22 protein-coding genes and 1 other RNA gene are annotated in these 22,216 nt (G+C 57.8%); 13 read left to right on the top strand and 10 right to left on the bottom strand.

Annotated elements, in window-relative coordinates:
- The 4 genes from ssrA to ompA all read right to left on the bottom strand — a co-directional run.
- Positions 1 to 136: a transfer-messenger RNA gene (ssrA, locus tag RMS95_RS08785) on the bottom strand; the annotation flags it as partial.
- A gap of 18 nt (positions 137 to 154) precedes the next feature.
- Positions 155 to 814, bottom strand: a complete 660-nt coding sequence (locus tag RMS95_RS08780; RefSeq protein ID WP_310645375.1) for an HAD-IA family hydrolase — start codon at positions 812 to 814, stop codon at positions 155 to 157.
- Positions 814 to 1,530 carry a bifunctional 2-polyprenyl-6-hydroxyphenol methylase/3-demethylubiquinol 3-O-methyltransferase UbiG gene (ubiG, locus tag RMS95_RS08775; protein ID WP_310645374.1) on the bottom strand — a complete coding sequence of 239 codons (717 nt, stop codon included), beginning with the start codon at positions 1,528 to 1,530 and terminating at the stop codon, positions 814 to 816. The genes RMS95_RS08780 and ubiG overlap by 1 nt, the downstream gene beginning before the upstream one ends.
- Positions 1,531 to 1,599: 69 nt before the next feature.
- Positions 1,600 to 2,217, bottom strand: coding sequence for an outer membrane protein OmpA (ompA, locus tag RMS95_RS08770; protein WP_310645372.1), 618 nt, complete (start codon positions 2,215 to 2,217; stop codon positions 1,600 to 1,602).
- Between the two features lie 226 nt (positions 2,218 to 2,443).
- Between ompA and gyrA the strand changes: the two genes are divergently transcribed.
- The 12 genes from gyrA to RMS95_RS08710 all read left to right on the top strand — a co-directional run bounded on the left by gyrA (position 2,444) and on the right by RMS95_RS08710 (position 16,365).
- Positions 2,444 to 5,152 carry a DNA gyrase subunit A gene (gene gyrA / locus RMS95_RS08765; protein WP_310645371.1) on the top strand — a complete coding sequence of 903 codons (2,709 nt, stop codon included), beginning with the start codon at positions 2,444 to 2,446 and terminating at the stop codon, positions 5,150 to 5,152.
- Between the two features lie 6 nt (positions 5,153 to 5,158).
- Complete coding sequence (gene serC, locus RMS95_RS08760; RefSeq protein ID WP_310645369.1) at positions 5,159 to 6,268, top strand: 3-phosphoserine/phosphohydroxythreonine transaminase; 1,110 nt, start codon at positions 5,159 to 5,161, stop codon at positions 6,266 to 6,268.
- Between the two features lie 27 nt (positions 6,269 to 6,295).
- Entirely contained in the window at positions 6,296 to 7,396 is a 1,101-nt protein-coding gene (gene pheA, locus RMS95_RS08755; RefSeq protein WP_310645367.1) for a prephenate dehydratase, read from the top strand.
- Positions 7,393 to 8,322 carry a prephenate dehydrogenase/arogenate dehydrogenase family protein gene (locus tag RMS95_RS08750; RefSeq protein ID WP_310645365.1) on the top strand — a complete coding sequence of 310 codons (930 nt, stop codon included), beginning with the start codon at positions 7,393 to 7,395 and terminating at the stop codon, positions 8,320 to 8,322. The genes pheA and RMS95_RS08750 overlap by 4 nt, the downstream gene beginning before the upstream one ends.
- 46 nt (positions 8,323 to 8,368) lie before the next feature.
- On the top strand, positions 8,369 to 10,408 hold the full coding sequence (locus RMS95_RS08745; protein WP_310645363.1) for a bifunctional 3-phosphoshikimate 1-carboxyvinyltransferase/cytidylate kinase: 2,040 nt from the start codon (positions 8,369 to 8,371) through the stop codon (positions 10,406 to 10,408).
- Positions 10,409 to 10,569: 161 nt separating this feature from the next.
- Positions 10,570 to 12,252 carry a 30S ribosomal protein S1 gene (gene rpsA / locus RMS95_RS08740; protein WP_310645361.1) on the top strand — a complete coding sequence of 561 codons (1,683 nt, stop codon included), beginning with the start codon at positions 10,570 to 10,572 and terminating at the stop codon, positions 12,250 to 12,252.
- Positions 12,252 to 12,569: an integration host factor subunit beta gene (locus tag RMS95_RS08735; protein ID WP_310645360.1), complete on the top strand. Its 318-nt coding sequence runs from the start codon at positions 12,252 to 12,254 to the stop codon at positions 12,567 to 12,569. The genes rpsA and RMS95_RS08735 overlap by 1 nt, the downstream gene beginning before the upstream one ends.
- Positions 12,570 to 12,630: 61 nt before the next feature.
- Positions 12,631 to 12,942, top strand: coding sequence for a LapA family protein (locus RMS95_RS08730; protein WP_310645358.1), 312 nt, complete (start codon positions 12,631 to 12,633; stop codon positions 12,940 to 12,942).
- Positions 12,932 to 14,083, top strand: a complete 1,152-nt coding sequence (gene lapB / locus RMS95_RS08725; protein ID WP_310645356.1) for a lipopolysaccharide assembly protein LapB — start codon at positions 12,932 to 12,934, stop codon at positions 14,081 to 14,083. The genes RMS95_RS08730 and lapB overlap by 11 nt, the downstream gene beginning before the upstream one ends.
- Positions 14,080 to 15,024, top strand: coding sequence for a D-glycero-beta-D-manno-heptose-7-phosphate kinase (gene rfaE1, locus RMS95_RS08720; RefSeq protein WP_310645354.1), 945 nt, complete (start codon positions 14,080 to 14,082; stop codon positions 15,022 to 15,024). The genes lapB and rfaE1 overlap by 4 nt, the downstream gene beginning before the upstream one ends.
- The gene (gene rfaD, locus RMS95_RS08715; protein ID WP_310645353.1) at positions 15,021 to 16,022 is read left to right on the top strand and encodes an ADP-glyceromanno-heptose 6-epimerase; all 1,002 of its coding nucleotides are present in this window, start codon (positions 15,021 to 15,023) and stop codon (positions 16,020 to 16,022) included. The genes rfaE1 and rfaD overlap by 4 nt, the downstream gene beginning before the upstream one ends.
- A gap of 52 nt (positions 16,023 to 16,074) precedes the next feature.
- On the top strand, positions 16,075 to 16,365 hold the full coding sequence (locus RMS95_RS08710) for a helix-hairpin-helix domain-containing protein (protein ID WP_310645352.1): 291 nt from the start codon (positions 16,075 to 16,077) through the stop codon (positions 16,363 to 16,365).
- Here the strand turns inward: RMS95_RS08710 and RMS95_RS08705 are convergent.
- From RMS95_RS08705 to RMS95_RS08680, 6 genes are read right to left on the bottom strand one after another with little or no spacing between them, the layout of a single operon-like run.
- Positions 16,362 to 16,601 carry an oxidoreductase-like domain-containing protein gene (locus RMS95_RS08705; protein WP_405023375.1) on the bottom strand — a complete coding sequence of 80 codons (240 nt, stop codon included), beginning with the start codon at positions 16,599 to 16,601 and terminating at the stop codon, positions 16,362 to 16,364. The genes RMS95_RS08710 and RMS95_RS08705 overlap by 4 nt on opposite strands.
- A gap of 1 nt (position 16,602) precedes the next feature.
- Positions 16,603 to 16,917 (bottom strand): hypothetical protein, encoded by a 315-nt coding sequence (locus RMS95_RS08700; protein WP_310645350.1) that lies wholly within the window; start codon positions 16,915 to 16,917, stop codon positions 16,603 to 16,605.
- A 33-nt stretch (positions 16,918 to 16,950) separates the two neighbouring features.
- Entirely contained in the window at positions 16,951 to 17,205 is a 255-nt protein-coding gene (locus RMS95_RS08695; protein WP_104798983.1) for a MoaD/ThiS family protein, read from the bottom strand.
- 41 nt (positions 17,206 to 17,246) lie between these two features.
- Positions 17,247 to 18,587 (bottom strand): FAD-dependent oxidoreductase, encoded by a 1,341-nt coding sequence (locus RMS95_RS08690; protein ID WP_310645348.1) that lies wholly within the window; start codon positions 18,585 to 18,587, stop codon positions 17,247 to 17,249.
- An 11-nt stretch (positions 18,588 to 18,598) separates the two neighbouring features.
- Complete coding sequence (locus RMS95_RS08685; protein WP_310645347.1) at positions 18,599 to 20,446, bottom strand: aldehyde ferredoxin oxidoreductase family protein; 1,848 nt, start codon at positions 20,444 to 20,446, stop codon at positions 18,599 to 18,601.
- A 22-nt stretch (positions 20,447 to 20,468) separates the two neighbouring features.
- Complete coding sequence (locus tag RMS95_RS08680) at positions 20,469 to 20,945, bottom strand: 4Fe-4S dicluster domain-containing protein (protein WP_104798980.1); 477 nt, start codon at positions 20,943 to 20,945, stop codon at positions 20,469 to 20,471.
- A gap of 165 nt (positions 20,946 to 21,110) precedes the next feature.
- On the opposite strand from RMS95_RS08680, the gene RMS95_RS08675 reads away from it, so the two are divergent.
- Positions 21,111 to 22,208, top strand: a complete 1,098-nt coding sequence (locus tag RMS95_RS08675) for a helix-turn-helix domain-containing protein (protein WP_310645345.1) — start codon at positions 21,111 to 21,113, stop codon at positions 22,206 to 22,208.
- The last annotated feature ends 8 nt before the right edge of the window (positions 22,209 to 22,216 follow it).

Genomic DNA, 22,216 nt, shown 5'->3' with positions numbered 1-22,216 from the left:
AAGGCTCACCGGATTAAGCGGCGAGTGCGAAACGTTCGTCGTTTGCAGTTAGTTTTTTTTCTGCTGTTTTACGAGGATCAGAACCTCGACATGCCCTGCCACGCGTCCGAACCCATGTCGAAACCAGTGCAGCCCCAAGTCGCCTATTTTAGGCCTATCCCAGCAATTGCAAGAGCTGAATGGGTGAATCTATTTTTAAATCTGCGCCCCAGCTGCTGATATCGGTCTTTTCGCCCAAATAACCATAGTTAGCAGCCACGGTTCGCATGCCTGCGGCGCGTCCAGCCACGATATCGCGCTCATCATCGCCCACATACAAACACAGCTCTGGCGCTAGGCCCAGGCGCCGCGCGGCCTCAAACATGGGCTCAGGATGGGGTTTGGGGTGTGGCGTGGTGTCACCACTCACGATGGCCGACGCACTGGCAAACAGAGGCATGGCTTGTGTCAAAGGGTCGGTAAAACGTGCCATTTTGTTGGTCACCACGCCCCAAGGCAGGTCACGGGCTTGTAGACCAGCGATCAAATCTTGTACGCCATCAAATACATAAGTTTTGACAGTCATGGCCGCCTCATAGTTGGCGAAGAACTCCTCGCGCATGGCCATGAAGTCGGCATGTTCTGGCGTCATGTCAAATGCAATTTTGAGCATGCCACGCGCACCCGCACCCGCCAAAGGGCGATACAGCGCATATGGCAACGAGGACAAGCCTCTGTCGAGGCGCATTTTGTCTGCGGCAGCACCCAAGTCAGGGGCACTGTCAATCAAGGTGCCGTCTAAGTCGAACAGCACAGCGCGGATGTGTTTCAGCATCACAGCGCTTTCTGAGTTGCGACAAGGTAGTTGACGCTGGTGTCAGCGCTCATCCAGTAACGACGGGTCAAGGGGTTGTATTCCATGCCACGGGTGTGTTGCCATTCCAAACCAGCAGCGCGACATGCACTGGCCAATTCACTGGGCCGAATGAATTTGGCGTACTCATGCGTGCCCTTGGGCAGCAAGTTGAGCACGTATTCAGCACCCAAAATGGCAAACAAAAAGGACTTAGGGTTACGGTTGAGTGTCGAGAAAAACACCCAGCCACCCGGCTTGACCAAATCAGCACACGCTTTGACCACTGACGCGGGGTCCGGCACATGCTCCAACATTTCCATGCAAGTCACCACATCAAAGCTGGCAGGACGCTCCAAGGCCAAAGCTTCAACGCTCACCTCACGGTATTGCACATGGGGTGTTTGGGCCTCCAGCGCATGCAGCTGCGCGACTTTGAGCGACTTGGTGGCCAAGTCAATGCCCAGCGCGTTGGCGCCCGATCGCGCCATCGCATCGGTCAAGATGCCACCGCCACAACCCACGTCCAACACGTCTTTGCCTTGCAAGGTCGCGGAGGCTTTGATCCACTCCAAACGCAACGGGTTGATTTGGTGCAGAGGTCGAAATTCGCTCTCAGGGTCCCACCAGCGGTGGGCCAGGTCTGAAAATTTGGCCAATTCGGCCGGATCTACGTTGGTATGGGCTGTCGTTTGCATAAAGTCAATTGTCGTTCAAGCAAAAAGAAACCCCGCCGAAGCGGGGTTTCTTTGGAAGATCAATGAAGATCAGTTAGCGCGTGTGCCAACCACTTCGATCTCAACGCGACGGTTCTTAGCGCGACCTTCTTTGGTCTTGTTGTCAGCAACAGGTTGCTTCTCGCCTTTACCTTCGGTGTAGATGCGGTTCTTTTCGATACCTTTGGACACCAAGTAAGCCTTGACAGACTCAGCGCGGCGGACCGACAGTTTTTGGTTGTAAGCATCTGTACCGACAGAGTCAGTGTGACCCACAGCGATGATGACTTCCAAATTGATGCCTTTGACTTTAGCGACCAAGTCGTCCAGCTTGGCTTTGCCAGCGGGCTTGATGACAGATTTGTCAAAGTCGAAGAATGCGTCAGCAGCATAAGTCACCTTGGCAGCAGCTGGCTGTTGAGGTGCTGGAGCTGGTGCTGGCTTTGGCGCAACTGTAGGAGCAACCACGGCGGCAGGAGCAACCAAAGCACCGTCACAACCTTTGGCGGCAGTGGCTGGCGTCCAGCTGGCATCGCGCCAGCACAGGCCTGTACCGCTTTTCCATGTGTCGCCGGAGGCATTGCGCCAGTTGTCAACGTTTTGTGCAACGGCAGCAGTAGCCAAAGCGGCGGTAGCAACAAAAGCTGCCAAATTCTTCAAGTTTTTCATAGTTCACCTCTGAGGTATGTAAAAGCCGCAGAACACTCTGCGAATTCAGGCAGTCAAGGCGCAAAGACCGTAACGCTTAGAAATATTGTGCCATAGCCGACACGCCCTACTGCTCGAATTAACAAGCCTTAAGAAATTAAGCCGACAGCGTGTTGCAAGTCAGCCACACCCAATGGCGCTGTTAAACCGCCTAAAATGTCAGGTTTCCTGCTTTACGGCCGCTTTCATGACCCAGTTCGCTAAAGAAACATTGCCCATCAGCCTAGAAGAGGAGATGCGCCGCAGCTACCTTGATTACGCCATGAGCGTGATTGTGGGCCGCGCCCTCCCCGATGCGCGTGACGGCTTAAAGCCAGTGCACCGTCGCGTCTTGTTTGCGATGCACGAGCTCAACAACGACTGGAACCGTCCTTATAAAAAGTCCGCTCGTATCGTGGGTGACGTGATCGGTAAATACCATCCGCACGGCGACAGCGCGGTGTACGACACCATTGTGCGTATGGCTCAAGACTTTTCGTTGCGCCACATGTTGGTGGACGGTCAAGGTAACTTCGGCTCGGTCGACGGCGACAACGCTGCGGCTATGCGTTACACAGAAATCCGTTTGTCCAAAATCGCTCACGAGATGTTGAGCGACATCGACAAAGAAACCGTCGATTTCGGCCCTAACTACGACGGTTCCGAAAAAGAACCGTTGGTCTTGCCAAGCCGCATCCCCAACTTATTGGTCAACGGCTCCTCCGGCATTGCCGTGGGTATGGCGACCAACATCCCGCCTCACAACTTGAACGAAGTGGTGGACGCGTGCTTGCACATGCTGCGTCACCCCGAGGCCACCATCGACGAGTTGATGGAAATCATCCCCGCCCCCGACTTCCCGACCGCCGGCATCATTTACGGCATGAGCGGCGTCAAAGATGGCTATCGCACGGGCCGTGGCCGCGTGGTCATGCGCGCCAAGTGCCACTTTGAAGACATCGACAAAGGCCAGCGCCAATCCATCATCGTGGACGAGCTGCCTTACCAAGTGAACAAAAAGACCCTGCAAGAACGCATGGCCGAGCTGGTTCACGAGAAAAAGATCGAAGACATCAGCCACATCCAAGACGAGTCCGACAAATCGGGCATGCGCTTGGTGATTGAACTTAAGCGCGGCGCCGTGCCTGAAGTGGTGCTGAACAATCTGTACAAACAGACGCAACTGCAAGACACCTTCGGCATCAACATGGTGGCCTTGATTGACGGTCAACCCAAGCTGTGCAATTTGCGCGACTTGATTGCTGTGTTCTTGGGTCACCGACGCGAAGTGGTCACACGCCGCACCATCTTTACCCTACGCAAAGCCCGCGAACGCGGTCATGTGCTGGAAGGTTTGGCGGTGGCTTTGGCCAACATCGATGAGTTCATCCGCATCATCCGCAATGCGCCTACGCCCCCTGTGGCCAAGGCCGAGTTGATGACCAAGTCATGGGATAGCCAGCTGGTGCGCGAAATGCTCACCCGAAGCCGCCTCGACGGTGGCGTGATCAACGCCGATGACTACCGCCCCGATGGCTTGGAAAAAGAATTCGGCATGGGCAGAGACGGTCTGTACCGTTTGAGCGACACCCAAGCCCAAGAAATTTTGCAGATGCGTCTGCAACGCCTGACCGGTTTGGAACAAGACAAGATCGTCAAAGAATACAAAGACGTGATGGCAGAGATCGACGATTTGCTCGACATCTTGGCCAAACCCGAGCGCGTCTCGACCATCATTGGTGACGAATTGGCGGTGGTCAAACAAGAGTTCGGCCAGACCAAACTCGGCGCTCGCCGCAGCTTGATTGAGCACAACGCCCAAGATTTGGCCACTGAAGACCTGATCACGCCCACCAACATGGTGGTCACGCTCAGCCACAGCGGCTACATCAAGAGCCAACCTCTGTCTGAATACCGTGCCCAAAAACGCGGCGGTCGCGGCAAACAAGCCACAGCAACCAAAGAAGACGACTGGATTGACCAACTCTTCATCGCCAACACGCACGACTACATCTTGTGCTTCTCCAACCGTGGTCGCCTGTATTGGCTCAAGGTCTGGGAAGTGCCGGCGGGCTCACGCGGCTCACGCGGCCGCCCCATCGTCAACATGTTCCCCTTGCAAGAAGGCGAAAAAATCAACGTCGTGTTGCCCCTCACGGGCGACATGCGCACCTTCCCTAGTGATCACTACGTGTTCATGGGTACCTCAATGGGCACGGTCAAAAAGACCTCCTTGGATGAATTTAACAATCCACGCAAGGGCGGCATCATCGCGGTCAACTTGGACGACGGCGACTTCTTGATTGGCGCAGCCCTGACCGACGGCAAGCACGATGTGATGCTGTTCAGCGACGGTGGTAAAGCTGTGCGTTTTGACGAAAACGACGTGCGCCCCTTGGGTCGCAGCGCGCGCGGCGTGCGCGGCATGATGATCGAAGAAGGTCAAAGCGTGATCGCCATGTTGGTGTCTGAACAAGAAGACCCCAACGCGCCCGCCGACGAAACCACACCACGCGCCAGCGTGTTGACCGCCACGATCAACGGCTACGGCAAACGCACCAGCATCACCGAGTACACACGCCACGGCCGTGGCACCAAAGGCATGATTGCCATCCAGCAATCTGAGCGTAATGGCAAAGTCGTCGCAGCCACCTTGGTGCATGCGGAAGACGAAATCATGCTCATCACCGACACCGGCGTGTTGGTGCGTACCCGCGTGTCTGAAATTCGCGAACTCGGCCGCGCCACCCAAGGCGTGACCTTGATCGGCTTGGACGAAGGCGCCAAACTCAGCGGTTTGCAACGCATCGTCGAAAACGACGCCGCCATCGCAGAAGGCGAAGCTGACAGTGACACTGACACACCCGCAGCAGACGGCGGTACGGACAGCGGCACTGGTGCGCCCAGCGAGGCCTAAATCAGCATGAGCGTTCGTCCCTACAACTTTTCGGCGGGCCCTGCGGCCATGCCGCTGGAAGTATTGCAACAAGCGGCTGCCGAGATGACTGACTGGCGCGATGCACAAGGCCGTTCATCAGGCATGGGCGTGATGGAAATGAGCCATCGCGGCAAAGAGTTCATCAGCATCTACGAACAAGCCGAAGCAGACCTGCGCGAACTCTTGGCGGTGCCTGCCAATTTCAAAATCTTGTTCATGCAAGGTGGCGGTTTGGCTGAAAACGCCATCGTGCCGATGAACCTCTCACGCGGCGAAACCATTGACGTGGTGGTGACGGGCAGCTGGAGCGAAAAATCGTTCAAAGAAGCGGGTAAATATTGCACGCCACATCTAGCCGCCACTGGGGCTGAAGGCCACTTCACCGCCTTGCCCGCCCCCAAGGAATGGCAGTTGAGCAAAGCCGCGCAATACGTGCACATTTGCACCAACGAGACCATTCATGGCGTGGAATTTCACAGCCTGCCTGACCTCAAAGCCTTGGGCTCTGACGCACCGCTGGTGATCGACTTCTCGTCGCACGTGCTCTCACGCAGCGTCGATTGGGCACGAGTCGGCGTTGCGTTTGGTGGCGCACAAAAGAACATTGGCCCTGCGGGCGTGACGCTGGTGGTGGTGCGCGAAGACTTGCTGGGCCATGCGCTGAAAGTTTGCCCCAGCGCTTTTAACTACAAAACCGTGGCTGACAACGGCTCGATGTACAACACGCCGCCCACGTACAGCATCTACATGGCGGGCCTGACCTTCCAGTGGCTGAAACGTCAAGGTGGCGTGACTGCGATGGAGCAGCGCAACATCGCCAAAGCCAAGTTGCTGTATGACTTTTTAGACAGCTCCGACTTCTACAGCAACAAGGTTGCGCACGACTGTCGCTCGCGCATGAACGTGCCCTTCTTCTTGGCCGACGAATCACGCAACGAGGCATTCTTGTCTGGTGCCAAAGCCGCTGGCCTGCTGCAACTCAAGGGCCACAAATCGGTCGGGGGCATGCGTGCCAGCATCTACAACGCCATGCCGATCGAAGGCGTACAAGCGCTGGTGAGCTACATGCAAGCGTTTGAAAAAACACAGGCTTGATTGAGCATCTGAACGAACAACAACACCATGAGCCAACAACCCGTTCAATCCGAAGCCCTCGCCGCCTTGCGCGTGCAAATCGACGCACTCGACAAACAGCTGCTGCAATTGGTCAACGACCGTGCCAAAGTGGCCGAACAAGTGGGCGACATCAAACGCGCCGAAGGCTCCCCCTTCTTCCGCCCCGATCGCGTGGCACAAGTGATCGACAAGATCACCCAAGCCAACCCAGGCCCGCTGAAAAACGAACACATCGCGTCCATCTGGCGCGAAATCATGTCGGCCTGCTTGGCTCTTGAAGCGCCCCAACGCGTGGCCGTGCTCGGCCCTCAAGGCACGTTTTGCGAGCAAGCCGCCATTGAGTTTTTCGGCAGCGCAGCCAATTTGATTTACTGCGCCAACTTCGACGAAGTCTTCCACGCCACCGCGGCGGGCACCGCCCAATATGGCGTGGTGGGCATGGAAAACTCCACCGAAGGTGTGGTCGCTCGGTCGCTCGATTTGTTCTTGCGCTCGCCCGTGCATGTGGTGGGCGAAGTCAGCTTGCTGGTTCGCCACAACCTGATGCGCCAAATCAATTCAGATGCTGGCATCGAAGTCGTCATGGCCCACCCACAAGCCCTGGCCCAATGCCAAGGCTGGTTGTCGCAACACTTGCCGCACGTCGAACGCCGAGCGGTGGCCAGCAACGCCGAAGGTGCCCGTTTGGCCGCCACCAATCCCACGTGGGCCGCCTTAGCCAGCGAGCGCGCGGCCAGCCAGTTTGGTCTGCACATCGTGCACCACGCCATCCAAGATGAGGCTTACAACCGCACGCGCTTTGCCGTCATTGCCTTGCCCCAAACCTTGGCCACGCCTCCCGCGTCGGGCAACGACTGCACCAGCTTGGTGGTGTCGGTGCCCAACCGTCCGGGTGCTGTGCACGACTTGCTGGTGCCGCTCAAAAACAACGGCGTCTCAATGACGCGCTTTGAGTCACGCCCAGCCAAATCTGGCCAGTGGGAGTACTACTTCTACATCGACATCCAAGGCCACATCAGCCAACCTCATGTGGCGGCTGCGCTGCAAGAGCTGCAAGGTTTGTGCGCGTTCTACAAGGTGTTGGGTTCTTACCCTGTGTCGGAATGACGTCCGGATCGCCGCTGACACCGCGACTCGACAAACTGGCGCTCATTGGCTGCGGGTTGATGGGCGGCTCCTTCGCGCTAGCCTTGCGCGAGGCGGGTTGGGTCAAACACATCGTTGGCTTCAGCGCGTCTGAAAAAACCCGTCAACGCGCCGTCGAACTTCAGGTCATTGACCAAGCCTGCAACAGCGTGGCTGAAGCCGTACAAGACGCCGATTTGGTGCTGCTCGCCGTGCCCGTGGGCGCCATGCAAAGCAGCTTTCAAGCCCTGCGCCCCGCTTTATCTGCGAACGCTTTGTTGATGGACGTGGGCTCCACCAAATGCGATGTGGTCGCCGCGGCACAGCAGCACTTGGGTGAACGCTTGTCATGCTTTGTACCGGCCCACCCCATTGCGGGCAAAGAAGTGGCAGGCATCGACCACGCCGAAAGCGGTTTGTACCAAGCGCGCCGCACCATCCTCACCCCCTTGCCCGAAACAGGCACGACCCAATTAGAAGCGGCCCAAGCCGTTTGGCAAGCCGTGGGCAGCCATGTCACGGTGATGCCCCCTGAAGTGCACGACGCGACATTTGCCGCCGTCAGTCACCTGCCACATTTGCTCGCGTTTGCGGCGGTCAATGCCTTGACCGCACAAGCACAAGGCGACACGTTTTTGCAAATGGCGGGCCCCGGCTTTCGCGACTTTTCGCGTATCGCAGCCAGTGACCCTGCTGTTTGGCGCGACATTTTGAGCGCCAACCAAGTCGAAGTATTGGCTCAAATGGCGCACTTTCGCCAGGCCCTCGATGCGTTTGAAGCAGCCATGCAACAAGGCGACACCGCAGCGCTTCAACACCTGATTCAACAAGCCAGCGATGTGCGCTCGGCTTGGACACTTCAAGCAGGCAACGCTTGCAACACAGCTTCTGAAACCCAACGTTCATGACGATGCACCGCATCTCCGCCACGAACGTCCTTTCACGTTAATCCCGATGTTCTCCACCGCCTTCCTCGACCTTCCCCCGCTGCAAGGCGCCTCTGGCACCGTCACGTTGCCCGGCTCTAAAAGCATTTCCAACCGCGTGCTGTTGCTGTCGGCCCTGTGCCAAGGCACGACCGTGGTGCACGACTTGCTCGACTCCGACGACACCCGCGTGATGCTGGCCGCGCTGCGCCAACTCGGCTGTGGCGTGGACGTGCAAGGCACCACCGTGACCATCACGGGATTGGGCGGTGAACTCAAGCACCACGATGCCATTGAGTTTTTCATGGGCAATGCAGGCACAGCCATGCGGCCGCTCACCGCGGCGTTGGCCGTGTTGGGTGGCGACTTCACCCTCAAAGGCGTGCCACGCATGCATGAGCGCCCCATTGGCGATTTGGTCGATGCGCTGCGCTTACTCGGCTGCTCCATTGACTATTTAGGCAACGACGGCTTCCCACCACTGCACATTGGCCAACCTTCGCTCAACGTGGACGCACCGATTCAAGTGCGCGGCGATGTATCGAGCCAATTCCTCACCGCCTTGTTGATGGCGCTGCCTCTTGCGGCCAAAGACCGAAACATCGTGATTGAAGTCGTGGGCGAACTCATCAGCAAACCCTACATCGACATCACGCTCAACCTGTTGGCACGTTACGGCATTGCCGTTCAGCGCGATGGCTGGCAGCGCTTCACGATTCCGCAAGGCTGCCGCTACCAGTCGCCAGGCACGATTCACGTCGAGGCCGATGCATCGTCAGCCAGCTACTTCATCGCCTTAGGCGCCATCGCGCAAGGCCACGGCATCCGCATCCAAGGCGTGGGCGCAGACTCCATCCAAGGCGACATCCGCTTCATGGATGCGGCGGCACAAATGGGCGCAAAAATTACCAGCGGCCCGAACTGGCTCGAAATCCAACGTGGCGCATGGCCGCTCAAAGCCATCACCCTTGACTGCAACCACATCCCCGATGCCGCCATGACCTTGGCGGTGATGGCTCTGTACGCAGACGGTCCCACCACGCTGCGCAACATTGCCAGCTGGCGGGTCAAAGAAACCGACCGCATCGTGGCCATGGCGACCGAATGCCGCAAGTTGGGCGCAACGGTAGAAGAAGGCCCAGACTGGATCACGATCTACCCGTTGCCAAATGGCCAGCACAGCCATGGCAAGCACACCCCACCCTCGGCGCAGGGCCAATGGACAGCCGCCAGCATCCACACCTACGACGACCACCGTGTCGCCATGTGTTTCTCGCTTGCGGCCTTCAATGCCGACCAAGTACCGGTGCGCATCGAAGACCCCAAGTGCGTGGCGAAAACCTTCCCCGACTACTTCGAAGCCCTGTTTTCAGTCGCCCATGCGAATACCAAAGACATCCCCGTCATTTGCATCGACGGCCCCACGGCCTCAGGCAAAGGCACATTGGCCAGCCGCGTGGCACAAGCGTTGGGCTACCACTACCTCGACTCAGGCGCGCTTTACCGCGTGACCGCTTATGCCGCTTTGCAAGCGGGTTTGGCGCTGGAATTGGCAAACGAAGCCGCGATTGCCGACCTCGCTCGCGCCCTTCCCGTGCGCTTTGAGGGTGAGACCGTGTGGCTAGGCGACGCCGACGTGAGCGACGCCATTCGCACCGAAGAAGCGGGCATGAATGCCTCGAAAGTGTCCGTTTTACCTGCGGTTCGCACCGCTTTGGTGGACTTACAGCTCAGCTTTCAACGCCTGCCAGGTCTTTTGGCCGATGGGCGCGACATGGGAACGGTCATTTTTCCCCAAGCCCCTCTGAAAGTGTTTTTGACCGCCAGTGCCGCACAACGCGCCGAACGTCGTCATAAGCAATTGATTTCAAAGGGTATTTCGACTACACTCGACAGTCTTCGCGCCGATTTAGAGGCCCGTGACGCACGCGATTCATCGCGCAGCGTGGCACCTCTGAAACCGGCACAAGATGCGGTGCTGCTAGACAACTCCTCGCTCTCTATCGAAGCCTCGGTAGATCAGGTCTTGAACTGGTGGCAAAGCAAACAGCCCTTTCAAAAAGGCTGACAACTTGGCCCGTTTGGCTCACCTCGCGCTGCATTGGCGCATTGGCTCAACGGATCTAAAACTTAACCCGTGGCTCACGCCACAACCCACCGCTAACCCCAGGCCCATGTGGCACAGCAATTCCGCTGTCCTCTTTCCCGTGGTTAGACACAAGGAAAAAAATGTCCGAATCTTTTGCCGCCCTATTTGAAGAATCCCTGAAGCGCTCCGAAATGCGCACAGGCGAAGTGATCACTGCTGAAGTGATCCGTATTGAGCACAACCACGTTGTGGTGAACGCTGGCCTCAAGTCTGAAGCCTACGTGCCAATCGAAGAATTCAAGAATGACAAGGGCGAACTCGAAGTCCAAGCTGGCGACTTCGTGTCGGTCGCGATCGGTAGCGTTGAAAACGGCTACGGCGACACCATTTTGAGCCGCGACACTGCCAAGCGTTTGGCATCGTGGATGAGCTTGGAAAAAGCTCTGGAATCTGGCGAATTTGTCACTGGCACGACCAGCGGCAAAGTCAAGGGTGGCTTGACCGTGTTGGTCAACGGCATCCGCGCCTTCTTGCCTGGTTCATTGATCGACACACGTCCGATCAAAGACTTGTCTCCTTACGAGAACAAGACCATGGAATTCAAGGTCATCAAGTTGGACCGCAAGCGCAACAACGTTGTGTTGTCACGCCGCGCTGTGGTGGAAGCTTCGATGGGCGAAGAGCGCGCCAAGTTGATGGAAACTTTGAAAGAAGGCTCCATCGTTCACGGTGTGGTCAAGAACATCACCGAATACGGTGCATTCGTGGACTTGGGCGGCATCGACGGCCTGTTGCACATCACCGACATGGCATGGCGCCGTGTCCGTCACCCCTCTGAAGTGGTCACGGCAGGTCAAGAAATCACCGCCAAGATCCTCAAGTTTGACACCGAGAAAAACCGCGTGTCCTTGGGCCTCAAGCAAATGGGCGACGATCCTTGGATGGGCGTCAACCGCCGCTACCCACAAAGCACCCGCTTGTTCGGCAAGATCACCAACATCGCCGACTACGGCGCGTTTGTGGAACTCGAACCCGGCATCGAAGGCTTGGTGCACGTGTCTGAAATGGACTGGACCAACAAGAACGTGGCTCCTTCCAAGATCGTGTCATTGGGCGACGAAGTCGAAGTCATGGTCCTCGAGATCGACGAAGACAAGCGCCGCATCAGCTTGGGCATGAAGCAATGCAAAGCTAACCCTTGGCAAGATTTCGCTCAAAACACCAAGCGCGGCGACCGCGTGAAGGGCCCCATCAAATCGATCACCGACTTCGGCGTGTTCGTGGGCTTGGCTGCCGGCATCGACGGTTTGGTTCACTTGTCTGACTTGTCTTGGAACGAAACTGGCGAAAACGCCGTGCGCGAATACAAGAAGGGTCAAGAAGTTGAGGCTTTGGTCTTGGCTGTGGACGTCGACCGCGAACGCATCAGCTTGGGCATCAAACAGCTCGACTCTGACCCATTCACCACCTTCACGTCGATCAACGACAAAGGCCAAATCGTGACCGGTAAGGTCAAGACGGTGGATGCCAAGGGCGCTGAAATCGACCTCGGCGAAGACATCGTGGGCTACTTGCGCGTCAGCGAAATCTCGCGTGACCGCGTGGAAGACGCCAGCCAAGTGTTGAAAGTCGGCGACGAAGTGACTGCAGTTGTGGTGAACGTGGATCGCAAGACCCGCAACATCCAGTTGTCAATCAAAGCCAAAGACCAAGCTGACCAACAAGAAGCCATGGCTTCGTTGTCGCAACAGTCTTCGCGTGAAAACGCTGGCACCACCAGCTTGGGCGCTTTGTTGCGCGCTAAGCTCGACAACAACAACTGATGACGCGTTCAGACTTGGTCGAAGAACTGGCTGCCCGTTTTGGGCAGCTCACGCACCGCGACGCCGAGTTCGCTGTCAAGACCCTTCTTGACGCGATGAGCGACGCGCTGGTGCGCGGGCACCGCATTGAATTGCGGGGCTTTGGCAGTTTTTCGATCAACCGCCGTCCGCCTCGCATGGGACGCAATCCGCGTTCCGGCGAAAGCGTGGCAATTCCTGAGAAACGTGTGCCCCATTTCAAACCGGGCAAAGCCCTGCGCGAAGCGGTGGATGCACGAACTCAGGAATTGATGGTGGGGTCTGCACCCAACCGTTGAGTTTGAACCTCCGGTTCAAGAGGCTGCAAGGCTAAAATCTCCTCGTCACAGAGGAGTTACCTTGAAAAACCTCATGTGGCTGCTTCAGTTGTTACTGAAAGCAGCCATTTTTTTTACCCTGTTCGCTTTTGCGCTGAACAACCAGCACGAAGCCGTGGTCCATTTTTTCTTTGGCACCACTTGGCAAGCCCCCTTGGTGCTGGTGGTGTTGGCCGCCTTCATTCTGGGCGTCGCCCTTGGCGTGCTCGGCATGGTGCCGCGCTGGTGGAAACACCGCCGCTTGGCGCAGCACGCACACCACCTCCCTACCGATGCTTCAGCCAAACCTGAAGCTGCCAAAACGACCTCTGCAGACACCCCTCATGGAATTTGACCTCAGCTGGATTTTGCTTGGCCTGCCTTTGGCCTTTGGTTTGGGTTGGCTCGCCTCGCGCATGGATTTGCGCCAGCTGCGACTCGAAAACCGTCAAACCCCCAAGGCGTATTTCAAAGGCTTGAACTACTTGCTAAACGAACAGCAAGACCAAGCGATTGACGCCTTCATTGAAGCGGTGCAACACGACCCAGACACGTCCGAGCTGCACTTTGCGCTGGGTAACTTGTTTCGCCGCCGTGGCGAGTATGAACGCGCGGTGCGTGTGCACCAGCATTTGCTGTCGCGCGCTGACCTGACGCAAACCGACCGCGACCGCGCCCAGTACGCATTGGCACAAGACTACTTGAAGGCAGGTTTGCTTGATCGCGCCGAAGATGCCCTTACCAAACTCGAAGGCACAGCACACACCTCGCAAGCACACTTGGCGCTGTTGGGCATTTACGAACGCTCACGCGACTGGGCCAAAGCCTCGGCAGTTGCCCAAAAACTCAGCGACAACGGCCAAGGCAGCTTTCATGGCCGACAAGCCCATTACCTGTGCGAACAAGCCGCAGCACTCGATGTCACCCAAGACAGTGCCCAAGTCATCGCTTTGCTTCAGCAAGCCATTCAAGTGGCATCTCAAGGCGCACGCGCGCGCATGGCTTTGTCTAAAGCCTACGAACAAACAGACCAGCTGCAAGACGCTTACGCCACGCTAGAAACGCTGGCCTCGCAAGTACCCTCCGCACTGCCACTGCTCGCACCGAAGCTGGCCGCTTTGGCGCAAAAACTCAACGGCGTGGATGCCGCCTTGAACTTGCTGGAAACCAGCTACGCCAAAACAGCGTCATTGGATGTGCTCAGCGCCATCGTTCAATTGCGTACCGCCAAAGGCGAAACCGACACCAGCAGTTTGTTTGCCAAACATTTAGAACGCGAACCATCATTGGTGGCCGCCACGCAGTGGGTGGCCAACGAAAAGTTCGAACACGAGCAATTTCACCCCCAAGTGCAGCGCGCCCTCGAGCGTGCGGCCAAACCCTTACAACGCTACCGCTGTGCCGCCTGTGGCTTTGAAGCCACCCAGCACTTTTGGCAATGCCCCGGCTGCCAAGCTTGGGACAGCTACCCCGCCCGCCGCGTCGAAGAACTATGAACACCCCACTTCTTTCCGTACCCCAAGCGCAACTCAACCACGCCAGCGTCTTGGTAGTGGGCGATGTCATGCTCGACCGTTATTGGTACGGTGCGGTTGACCGCATCAGCCCCGAAGCACCCGTGCCCGTGGTGCGCATCACCCGCGAAGAAAACCGCTTGGGCGGCTGCGCCAACGTGGCCTACAACGTGGTCAGCTTAGGCGCCCAAGCCTCGTTGTTGTCCGTGGTGGGCGACGATGATGCCAGCCATTTGCTCGAAGACTTGGTCGCCAAAACTGGCATCACGCCCCATTTGGGCCGCGATGCACAACTCAAAACCACAGTCAAACTGCGTGTCATTGGCCGCCAGCAGCAACTGTTGCGCGTGGACTTTGAGAACACCCCCCAAAACGAAGTGCTGGCCTCGCAGACCGACCAATTTCTAAAGCTCTTGAACAGCCACCACGTGGTGCTGTTCTCCGACTATGGCAAGGGCGGTTTGGCCCACGTCACACAAATGATCACCGCCGCCCGTGCCGCTGGCAAAGCCGTGTTGATCGACCCCAAAGGCAGCGACTACTCGCGCTACAGCGGCGCCACCTGCATCACGCCGAACCGCGCTGAGTTGGAGCAAGTCATTGGCAAATGGACCAGCGAAGCGGAGTTGAACCAAAAAGCCCATGCCTTGCGCCAAGCGTTGCAACTCGACGCCTTGCTCCTCACCCGCAGCGAAGAAGGCATGACCTTGTTTGATGCCCAAGGTGAGTTGCATGTCTCCGCCCAAGCGCGTGAAGTGTTTGACGTCACCGGCGCGGGCGACACCGTCATCGCCACCCTCGCCGCCTTGGTGGCCGCAGGCCTGAGCTTGCGCGACGCCATGCCCTTGGCCAACAAGGCCGGTGGTGTGGTGGTGGGCAAATTTGGCACGGCCACCGTCAGTTATCAGGAGTTATTCGCATGAAGATCGTCGTCACCGGAGCCGCTGGCTTCATTGGAAGCAACATCATCAAGGGCTTGAACGCCCGAGGCATCGACAACATCATCGCCGTCGACGATTTGACCGAAGGGGACAAGTTCCGCAACCTCGCCGACTTGAAGATTGCCGACTACCTCGACAAAGATGTGTTCTACGAACTCTTTGCCGAAAACGCGTTTGGCAAAGTCGAAGCCGTGTTCCATGAAGGCGCGTGCAGCGACACCATGGAGAGCGACGGCAAGTACATGATGGACAACAACTACACCTTGTCGTGCGGTTTGTTCAACGCTTGCCAGCAAGCGGGCACACGCCTCTTGTACGCCTCCTCAGCCGCCACTTACGGCGGTAGCGACACCTTCCGCGAAACGCCTGAGTTTGAGCAACCGCTGAACGTCTACGGCTACTCCAAACTGCTGTTTGACCAACGCATGCGCCGTGAATGCGGCAACAACTTCAAGAAGTTCAAGCGCCAAGTGGTGGGCTTTCGCTACTTCAACGTCTACGGTCCACGCGAGCAACACAAAGGCCGCATGGCCAGTGTGGCGTTCCACCAATTCAACCAATTCAACGCCGAAGGCAAAGTGAAGCTGTTTGGCGAGTACGGCGGCTATGCCCCCGGCGCTCAACTGCGCGACTTCGTGTTCATCGACGATGTGGTGGCGGTGAACCTGTGGTTCTTGGACAACCCCGACAAGTCGGGCATCTTCAACCTTGGTACGGGCCGTGCACAACCCTTCAACGATGTGGCCTTGTCGGTCGTCAACGCCATGCGTGCCAGCAAAGGTGAGGCGGCACTCGACTTGGCCGGTGCGGCACAAGCGGGTTTGATCGAATACGTCGCATTCCCCGACGCCTTGCGTGGCAAATACCAGTGCTACACCCAAGCCGACTTGACCAATCTGCGCGCCAGCGGTTGCGACCATGCTTTTGCCGATGTGCAAAGCGGTGTGACGCAATACATGGCCACGCTGGGCAAAGCCTGACGCGCCAAGTCTGGAAGCTCAAACACCTGAACGGCTAAAAACAGCACTCGGCATGTCCAAGGTGTCGCGCGTACAACGAACGCTCATCGGCTTGGGTTGCTGGGTCATCTGCGCTGCGGCATCCGCCTTGGAAATCAACCAAGCCAACGAAGCCGAACTTGACAGCCTCAAAGGCATGGGCCCGACGCTCAGCCGTCATGTACTCGACGCGCGGGCTCAAGGCGCGTTTCAAAATTGGGCCGATGTGCGCAAGCGCGTCTCAGGCATGGGACGGGGCAAAGCCAAACAGTTTTCGGCGCAAGGCTTGACCGTCAACGGCCAACCATTTTCTGAAGCGCGTTAAGCCAACTGGGCTTGCAACAGCGCGAGCGCGTCTTCTCGCCAATAATTCGCCGCGTCCACAAAGCCCTCCCACACACAGCCATTGCAACCGCGTCCACAGCAGGTGGTGGGTGCAACTGGGGGACGGCGCAAGACCAAGCCCTGCGCGTGCAGCAAGGCTTCGCCCTCTGCCAGCATCGCCAATGCCGAAGGCCCGTCCACCACCGACTGCGTCAAACGCTTCCACACAACACTCACCTCAGCCTCCGCCACGTTGCATGTACAAATCAAAGCGGCGCATGAATCGGTAGCGCTGAGCGGCGTCTAAGCCTTCAAAGCAAAAGTTGACTTTCAAGCACGGGATGCGCACTTGCGCAATCGCACGCGGTGCAGCTTGTTCCCAATCGATCCGAAGCTGTCCCAGCAGGACGCCCTCTTCTTGAAGACGAATCAGCACCGAAGTGGCGTTGCGTTCCCATGCGTGCGCCCCAATGGCGGCAGGCAACCATCCCAGCCATTCGGCTTCGGTACATCCCATTTCGCGGGAAAAAACAGCGTCGTAAGCGGACTGCATCGTGGCGTGACAAAGCGCCGAACCGAACGGGGCTTAACCCCCAGCGACGGGCGGCCAAACAGCCAACACATCGCCGTCGTTCAGAACCTTGCTGGCCCTGTCCTCTGGTGGCACAAACGTGCCATTGACGAGCACCAAATGCACCAACTTTTCGGGCATCCCGAAAGGTTCGATGATTTGCGCAATCGTCATCCCATCGTCCACCTCCATGTTCAGCACGTTGCTGCGGCGTGCGGCAGGTGGCAAATAATCGGTCAGGGTGGCGAAGAGTTTGAAAGTGATGTCCATGGGGCCTAGGTTAGCGCATTGGCGTCGGCTCAATTTTCACGTCAACGCCGACGCGTGTCAGCCGCACCTGTCCAAGCCCCTTGCCCTTGCGCGCAAGCCAAGTAAGCCGCCATGAGTTGGGTGGGGTCTTGCATGAGCTTGTCTTTCCACTCACCCAAATGCACTTGCCCTTCCACCAAACCGCGCATCACCCCCACATGGTCGGTCCAGCCCACGCTGTTGCAGCCCACCATCACGTCGCCATTGAACTGCAAGCTCAAATGACGACCATCAGCGGTGAGCGACGCTTGCTCTCCCCCTGACACGCCTTGCCAATTGCCAAAACTGGTCGAAATCAAACCCAAGGTGTCAAGCACGTTGATTTGCGTCACGCCCTTGAGGCTGGCTTGTTGACCCACCATGTTGAGCGCCGCCACACGTGCCTGCTCTGCCGCGTTGGGTTGAATGGCACTCACAATGGTCGTGCCGCTGACTTTGTCAAACGCTTCGGCGCAATCGCCCGCCGCGTAAACGCCGTCTGCGTTGGTCTGCATGTGCTCGTCGGTCAACACGCCTTGCAAACAGGTGATGCCTGATGACTTGAGAAAATCAATACAAGGCTTCACACCCGTGGCACTGATCACCAAATCGGCAGGGATTTTTTCACCCGTCGACAAACGCACGGTCAAGGCTGCATCGGTCGGTGCGTCATTCAGCCCCACCGCCTGTGCCAACTTAGACAACAAGCCGGGGTTCTCGCTGCCATTGGGCACGATGGCCTCCACCTTGGCGCCAGTGAACACGCGCACACCTTTGGTTTCGCACCAGGCGCGAATCATGCCGCCAGCGACTGGGCCCATCATGCGAGGCACCATGCGGTCACCCATCTCCACCACCGTGAGCGTGACCCCACGCGAGGCCAACGCCTCCATGATGATGCAACCAATGAAGCCCGCCCCCATTTGCACCACGCGGGCGCCAGGTTTGGCCAAAGCCATGATGGCGCGCGCGTCGTCCAAAGTCCAACAAGGATGCACTTGCGGGCTGTCCATGCCAGGAATGGGTGGCCGCACAGGACGCGAGCCTGTGGCGACCAACAGCTTGTCATACGACAGCACTTGGTCGTTGCTGAGTTGGATGGTTTTGGCTTTGACGTCGACCGAAACGGCGCGGGCTTGCACCTGCGTCACGCCCAGACGCGCGTAATGATCGGCACTTTTGCGCAAATAAGTGCCGCGCTCGTCGATGTTGCCAATCAGCAAATAAGGAATGGCCATCCGCGAATACGGCGGCTCGACCTCATCACCCACCAGCGTGATTCGGTCGTTGGGCGCGTGTTTGCGGATGGTTTCGGCAGCGATCACGCCAGCAGGCCCGGCGCCAAGAATGACGTGATGTGTCATGGTGCTGAACCTCAGAGTCCCAAACGGGCTTTGGTTTCAGCCGTCGGACGACCTTCGCTGTCCCAGCCGCGCACGTTGTAGTACTTGGGCAACATGGTTGGCAACATGCTGACCTTGCCTTTGGCGGGGCCCGTTTTGGCGGCTTCGGTGAGCAACCGCTTGGGCAAGCTGTCGTCTTTGGCGGTAAAGCCTGCGGCGTTGTTGAACTCGCGCTCCATGTTCCAAATACGCTCGCCAATTTTTTCGAGTTCTTCGGTGGTGTAGTCCTCGTTGCAAGCGGCTTGCATTTGGGGGGCCAAGTCGGCCAAGCCCCAAGCGAAGGTCGTGAAGATGCACAGGCCCGACGAATCAAACGCAGCCGTCGCGTCTTGGAACGCTTTGACCAACTCAGGCTTGCCTTCGTGCTCCAACGGATCGGTCTTGACTGGGATGCCCAACACTTCCGATGCGATGGTGTAACCACGCAAATGGCAAGCACCACGGTTGGATGTGGCGTAGGCCAAGCCAATGCCTTGAATGGCGCGACCGTCGTAAGCGGGGAACTCTTGGCCCTTCACGCTCATGCTCAGATCAGGGTGGCCGTATTTTTCGGTCAAACGCTTAGAGCCTTGGCCGATTTCGACGCCAAAGCCGCGGCCATTGACCGTCTCTTCGGCAAAGAAGGCCAGCGCCTGTGCCGAACCAAACTTGGCATCGATGCCAAGTTGCTCTTGCGTGAGCACGCCCATTTCGTACAACTCCATCACCGCACCCACGGTCGCACCGAAGCTGATGGGGTCAATGCCTTCTTCGTTGCACAGCAAGTTGGCGTATTGCAGCGCTTCCAAATCCTTCACGCCGTTGGCAGCGCCCAGCGCCCACGCAGCTTCGTACTCCAAACCACCCGATGCGCCCCAGTATTGCGGCTTGTTTTGCACGGTGAAGTGGGTCTCGTCCATCTTGCTGATGCGACCGCAGGCGATGGTGCAACCAAAGCACGCTTGGTTGGTCACCAAGTGCTTCTTGCCATCGGTTTCACGCGGGGTGGCCATGGCTTCCGCAGAAATGTCTTTGGCACCTTCGAACTGCACATCGCGGTGGTTGCGGGTGGGCAAGGCGCCCACTTCGTTGATCACGTTCATCAGCACTTGCGTGCCGTACGCGGGCAAGCCTTGGCCAGTCACCGCGTTGTCGGCCAAGATCTTTTTCTTCTCTGCTGTGACCTTCATGAAAGCTTTGGGATCGCGCACATTGCCTACACCCAAGGTGCCACGCACCGCCACCGCTTTGAGGTTTTTGCTGCCCATCACAGCGCCCACGCCTGAGCGACCCGCAGCGCGGTGCAAATCGTTCACGATGGCCGCGTACAACACGTGGTTCTCACCGGCTTTGCCGATGGACGACACACGGGTCAGCGGGTCTTGCAGGGTTTTCTTCAACTCGTGCTCAGTTTCCCAAACGCTCTTGCCCCACAGACCCGAGGCGTCACGCAGTTCCACTTGGTCATCGTTGATGTACAGATAAACCGGCGTGGGTGACTTGCCTTCGCAAATCACCATGTCCCAGCCTGCCATCTTCAACTCAGCGCCAAAGTAGCCACCCGAGTTAGAGCAAGCGATGGCACCTGTCAGCGGACCTTTGGTGATGACGGTGTAACGGCCACCGGTCGACGCCATCGTGCCTGTCAAAGGGCCCGTCGCCCAAATGATCTTGTTGTCGGGTGACAGCGGATCCACCTTCGGGTCGATTTCGCTGATGAGGTACTTAGAACCCAAGCCGCGCGAGCCAACATAGTCGCGGGCCCATTGCATGTTGAGGGGTTCGGTTTTGACCGTGCCTGTGGTCAAGTTGATGCGGAGAATTTTTCCAGCCCAAGTCATGATGTGTGCTCCTAATTCGGGTTTAAGTGGCGGAAGGCTGGTTGCCGAGTTTGTCGGCCCATTGCTTCATCTTGTCGAGGCCGGTCCAGTTGGCGTCCACAAAGGTGATGGCGCCGGTGGGGCAAGCAGAGGCGCAGGCAGGATCGCCACCGCACAAATCGCACTTTTGCACCTTGCCGGTCTCTTGCACGTAGTTGATGGTGCCGAAGGGGCAAGCGATGGTGCACACCTTGCAACCGACGCAGGTGGTTTCGTTCACCACCATGGCGCCCGTGACTTTGTCTTTGGTGATCGCCTCCACGGGGCAGGCATGCAAACACCAAGCTTCGTCGCATTGCGTGCAGGTGTAAGGCACTTTTTTGCCCGTCTCGTGAAAGTCAAACACTTTGATGCGCGACTTGGCTGTGGCGAAGGTGCCGTAGTTCTCAAACGAACAGGCCATCTCGCATTGCAGACAGCCCGTGCATTTGTCTGGGTTGATGTGCAGGATTTTTTGCATCTGGGTCTCCAGTTGGCTATGAATGTATTTGCATAAGATTTTGAGAACCTTGTGCAAAGACGTGCCTAAGGAATAACCCTTGATCCAGAGGGGTTAGCCCTCAGAATTTCTCAAATTGAGACAACAGACCACAACAGCTTTAAAAATCTGGTCAAAATCCGAGCCATGCGCAGCCTCATACCGCCCTCCGACCGACTCGAACAGATTGACCGTGCGCGGCAACATGTGTTGGACAAGCGACAGCAGCTCCCCAGCCCGTGGATTCAAGATTGGATTGAGCGTTCTTGGCAGCGCTGTTTGTCTTGGGGCCACAGCCCCCAACAAGCCGCAAGTTTTGACGCCATCAGCCAGCAACAACTGCGACGTCTGCAAGACCAAAACCAACAGTTGCTTCACGCGGCCAGCGCCGAGTTAGACAGGCTCAGTCGTGCCATCGCAGGCACACGTTACTTCGCCTTGCTGACCGACGCACAAGGCATCGTCATCGACACGCGGGGCGAGATTGACCGCCAAAACAAACACGCCAACGCCATCGCGCGTGTCGGTGTGGATCTGTCTGAACGCAACATCGGGACCTCCGCCATCGGAGCAGCCTTGGCTGAGCATCGCGACATTTGGCTGCACCGTGGCGAGCATTTTCTGCAAGACAACCGCGTGTTCAGTTGCGCAGGTTCGCCGTTGTTTGGGCCCGACGGGCAATGTGTGGGCATGCTCGACCTCACGGGCGTGGACGTGCCCGAACGCCCTGAGTTGCAACATTTGGCAGCGCAATCTGCGCGCTCCATTGAAAATGCTTTGCTGCGCCAGCATGGCCCCGCCCTGCTGCTGCATGTGAACTGGACAGGGCTGCTGCAAGGCAACGAGCACGACGGTCTGATTGGCATCGACGCAGATGGTTGGATCGTCGGTGCGAACCGCCATGCACGCCAAATCTTGCACCTCAACCCCACGGCACGCGAACACGCCAGCGATATCTTTTCACTGCCTTGGGAATCGCTGCACGACGTGGGACAGCGAGATACACCGCACGAAGTGCCGCTGTGGTCAGGCTTACGTGTGCAACTCAAAGCAGCAGCGACCACCGAGCGCGCCACCACGCTGGCTGCCGCGCCGCAGGTGCTGAAAGATGTTGAATCCGACCTCATCCGACGCGTGATGCAACAAGCGCGCGGCAATGTGACCGAAGCAGCCAAGCGACTGGGCATCAGCCGCGCCACGTTGTATCGAAAAATTTCCCCCCCCAAACGCCATCCAGACACGTAGTCACGCCC

It is taken from the genome of Limnohabitans sp., from assembly GCF_031539175.1.
GTDB lineage: Bacteria > Pseudomonadota > Gammaproteobacteria > Burkholderiales > Burkholderiaceae_C > Limnohabitans.
This window is presented reverse-complemented; position numbering and strand designations above follow the sequence as displayed.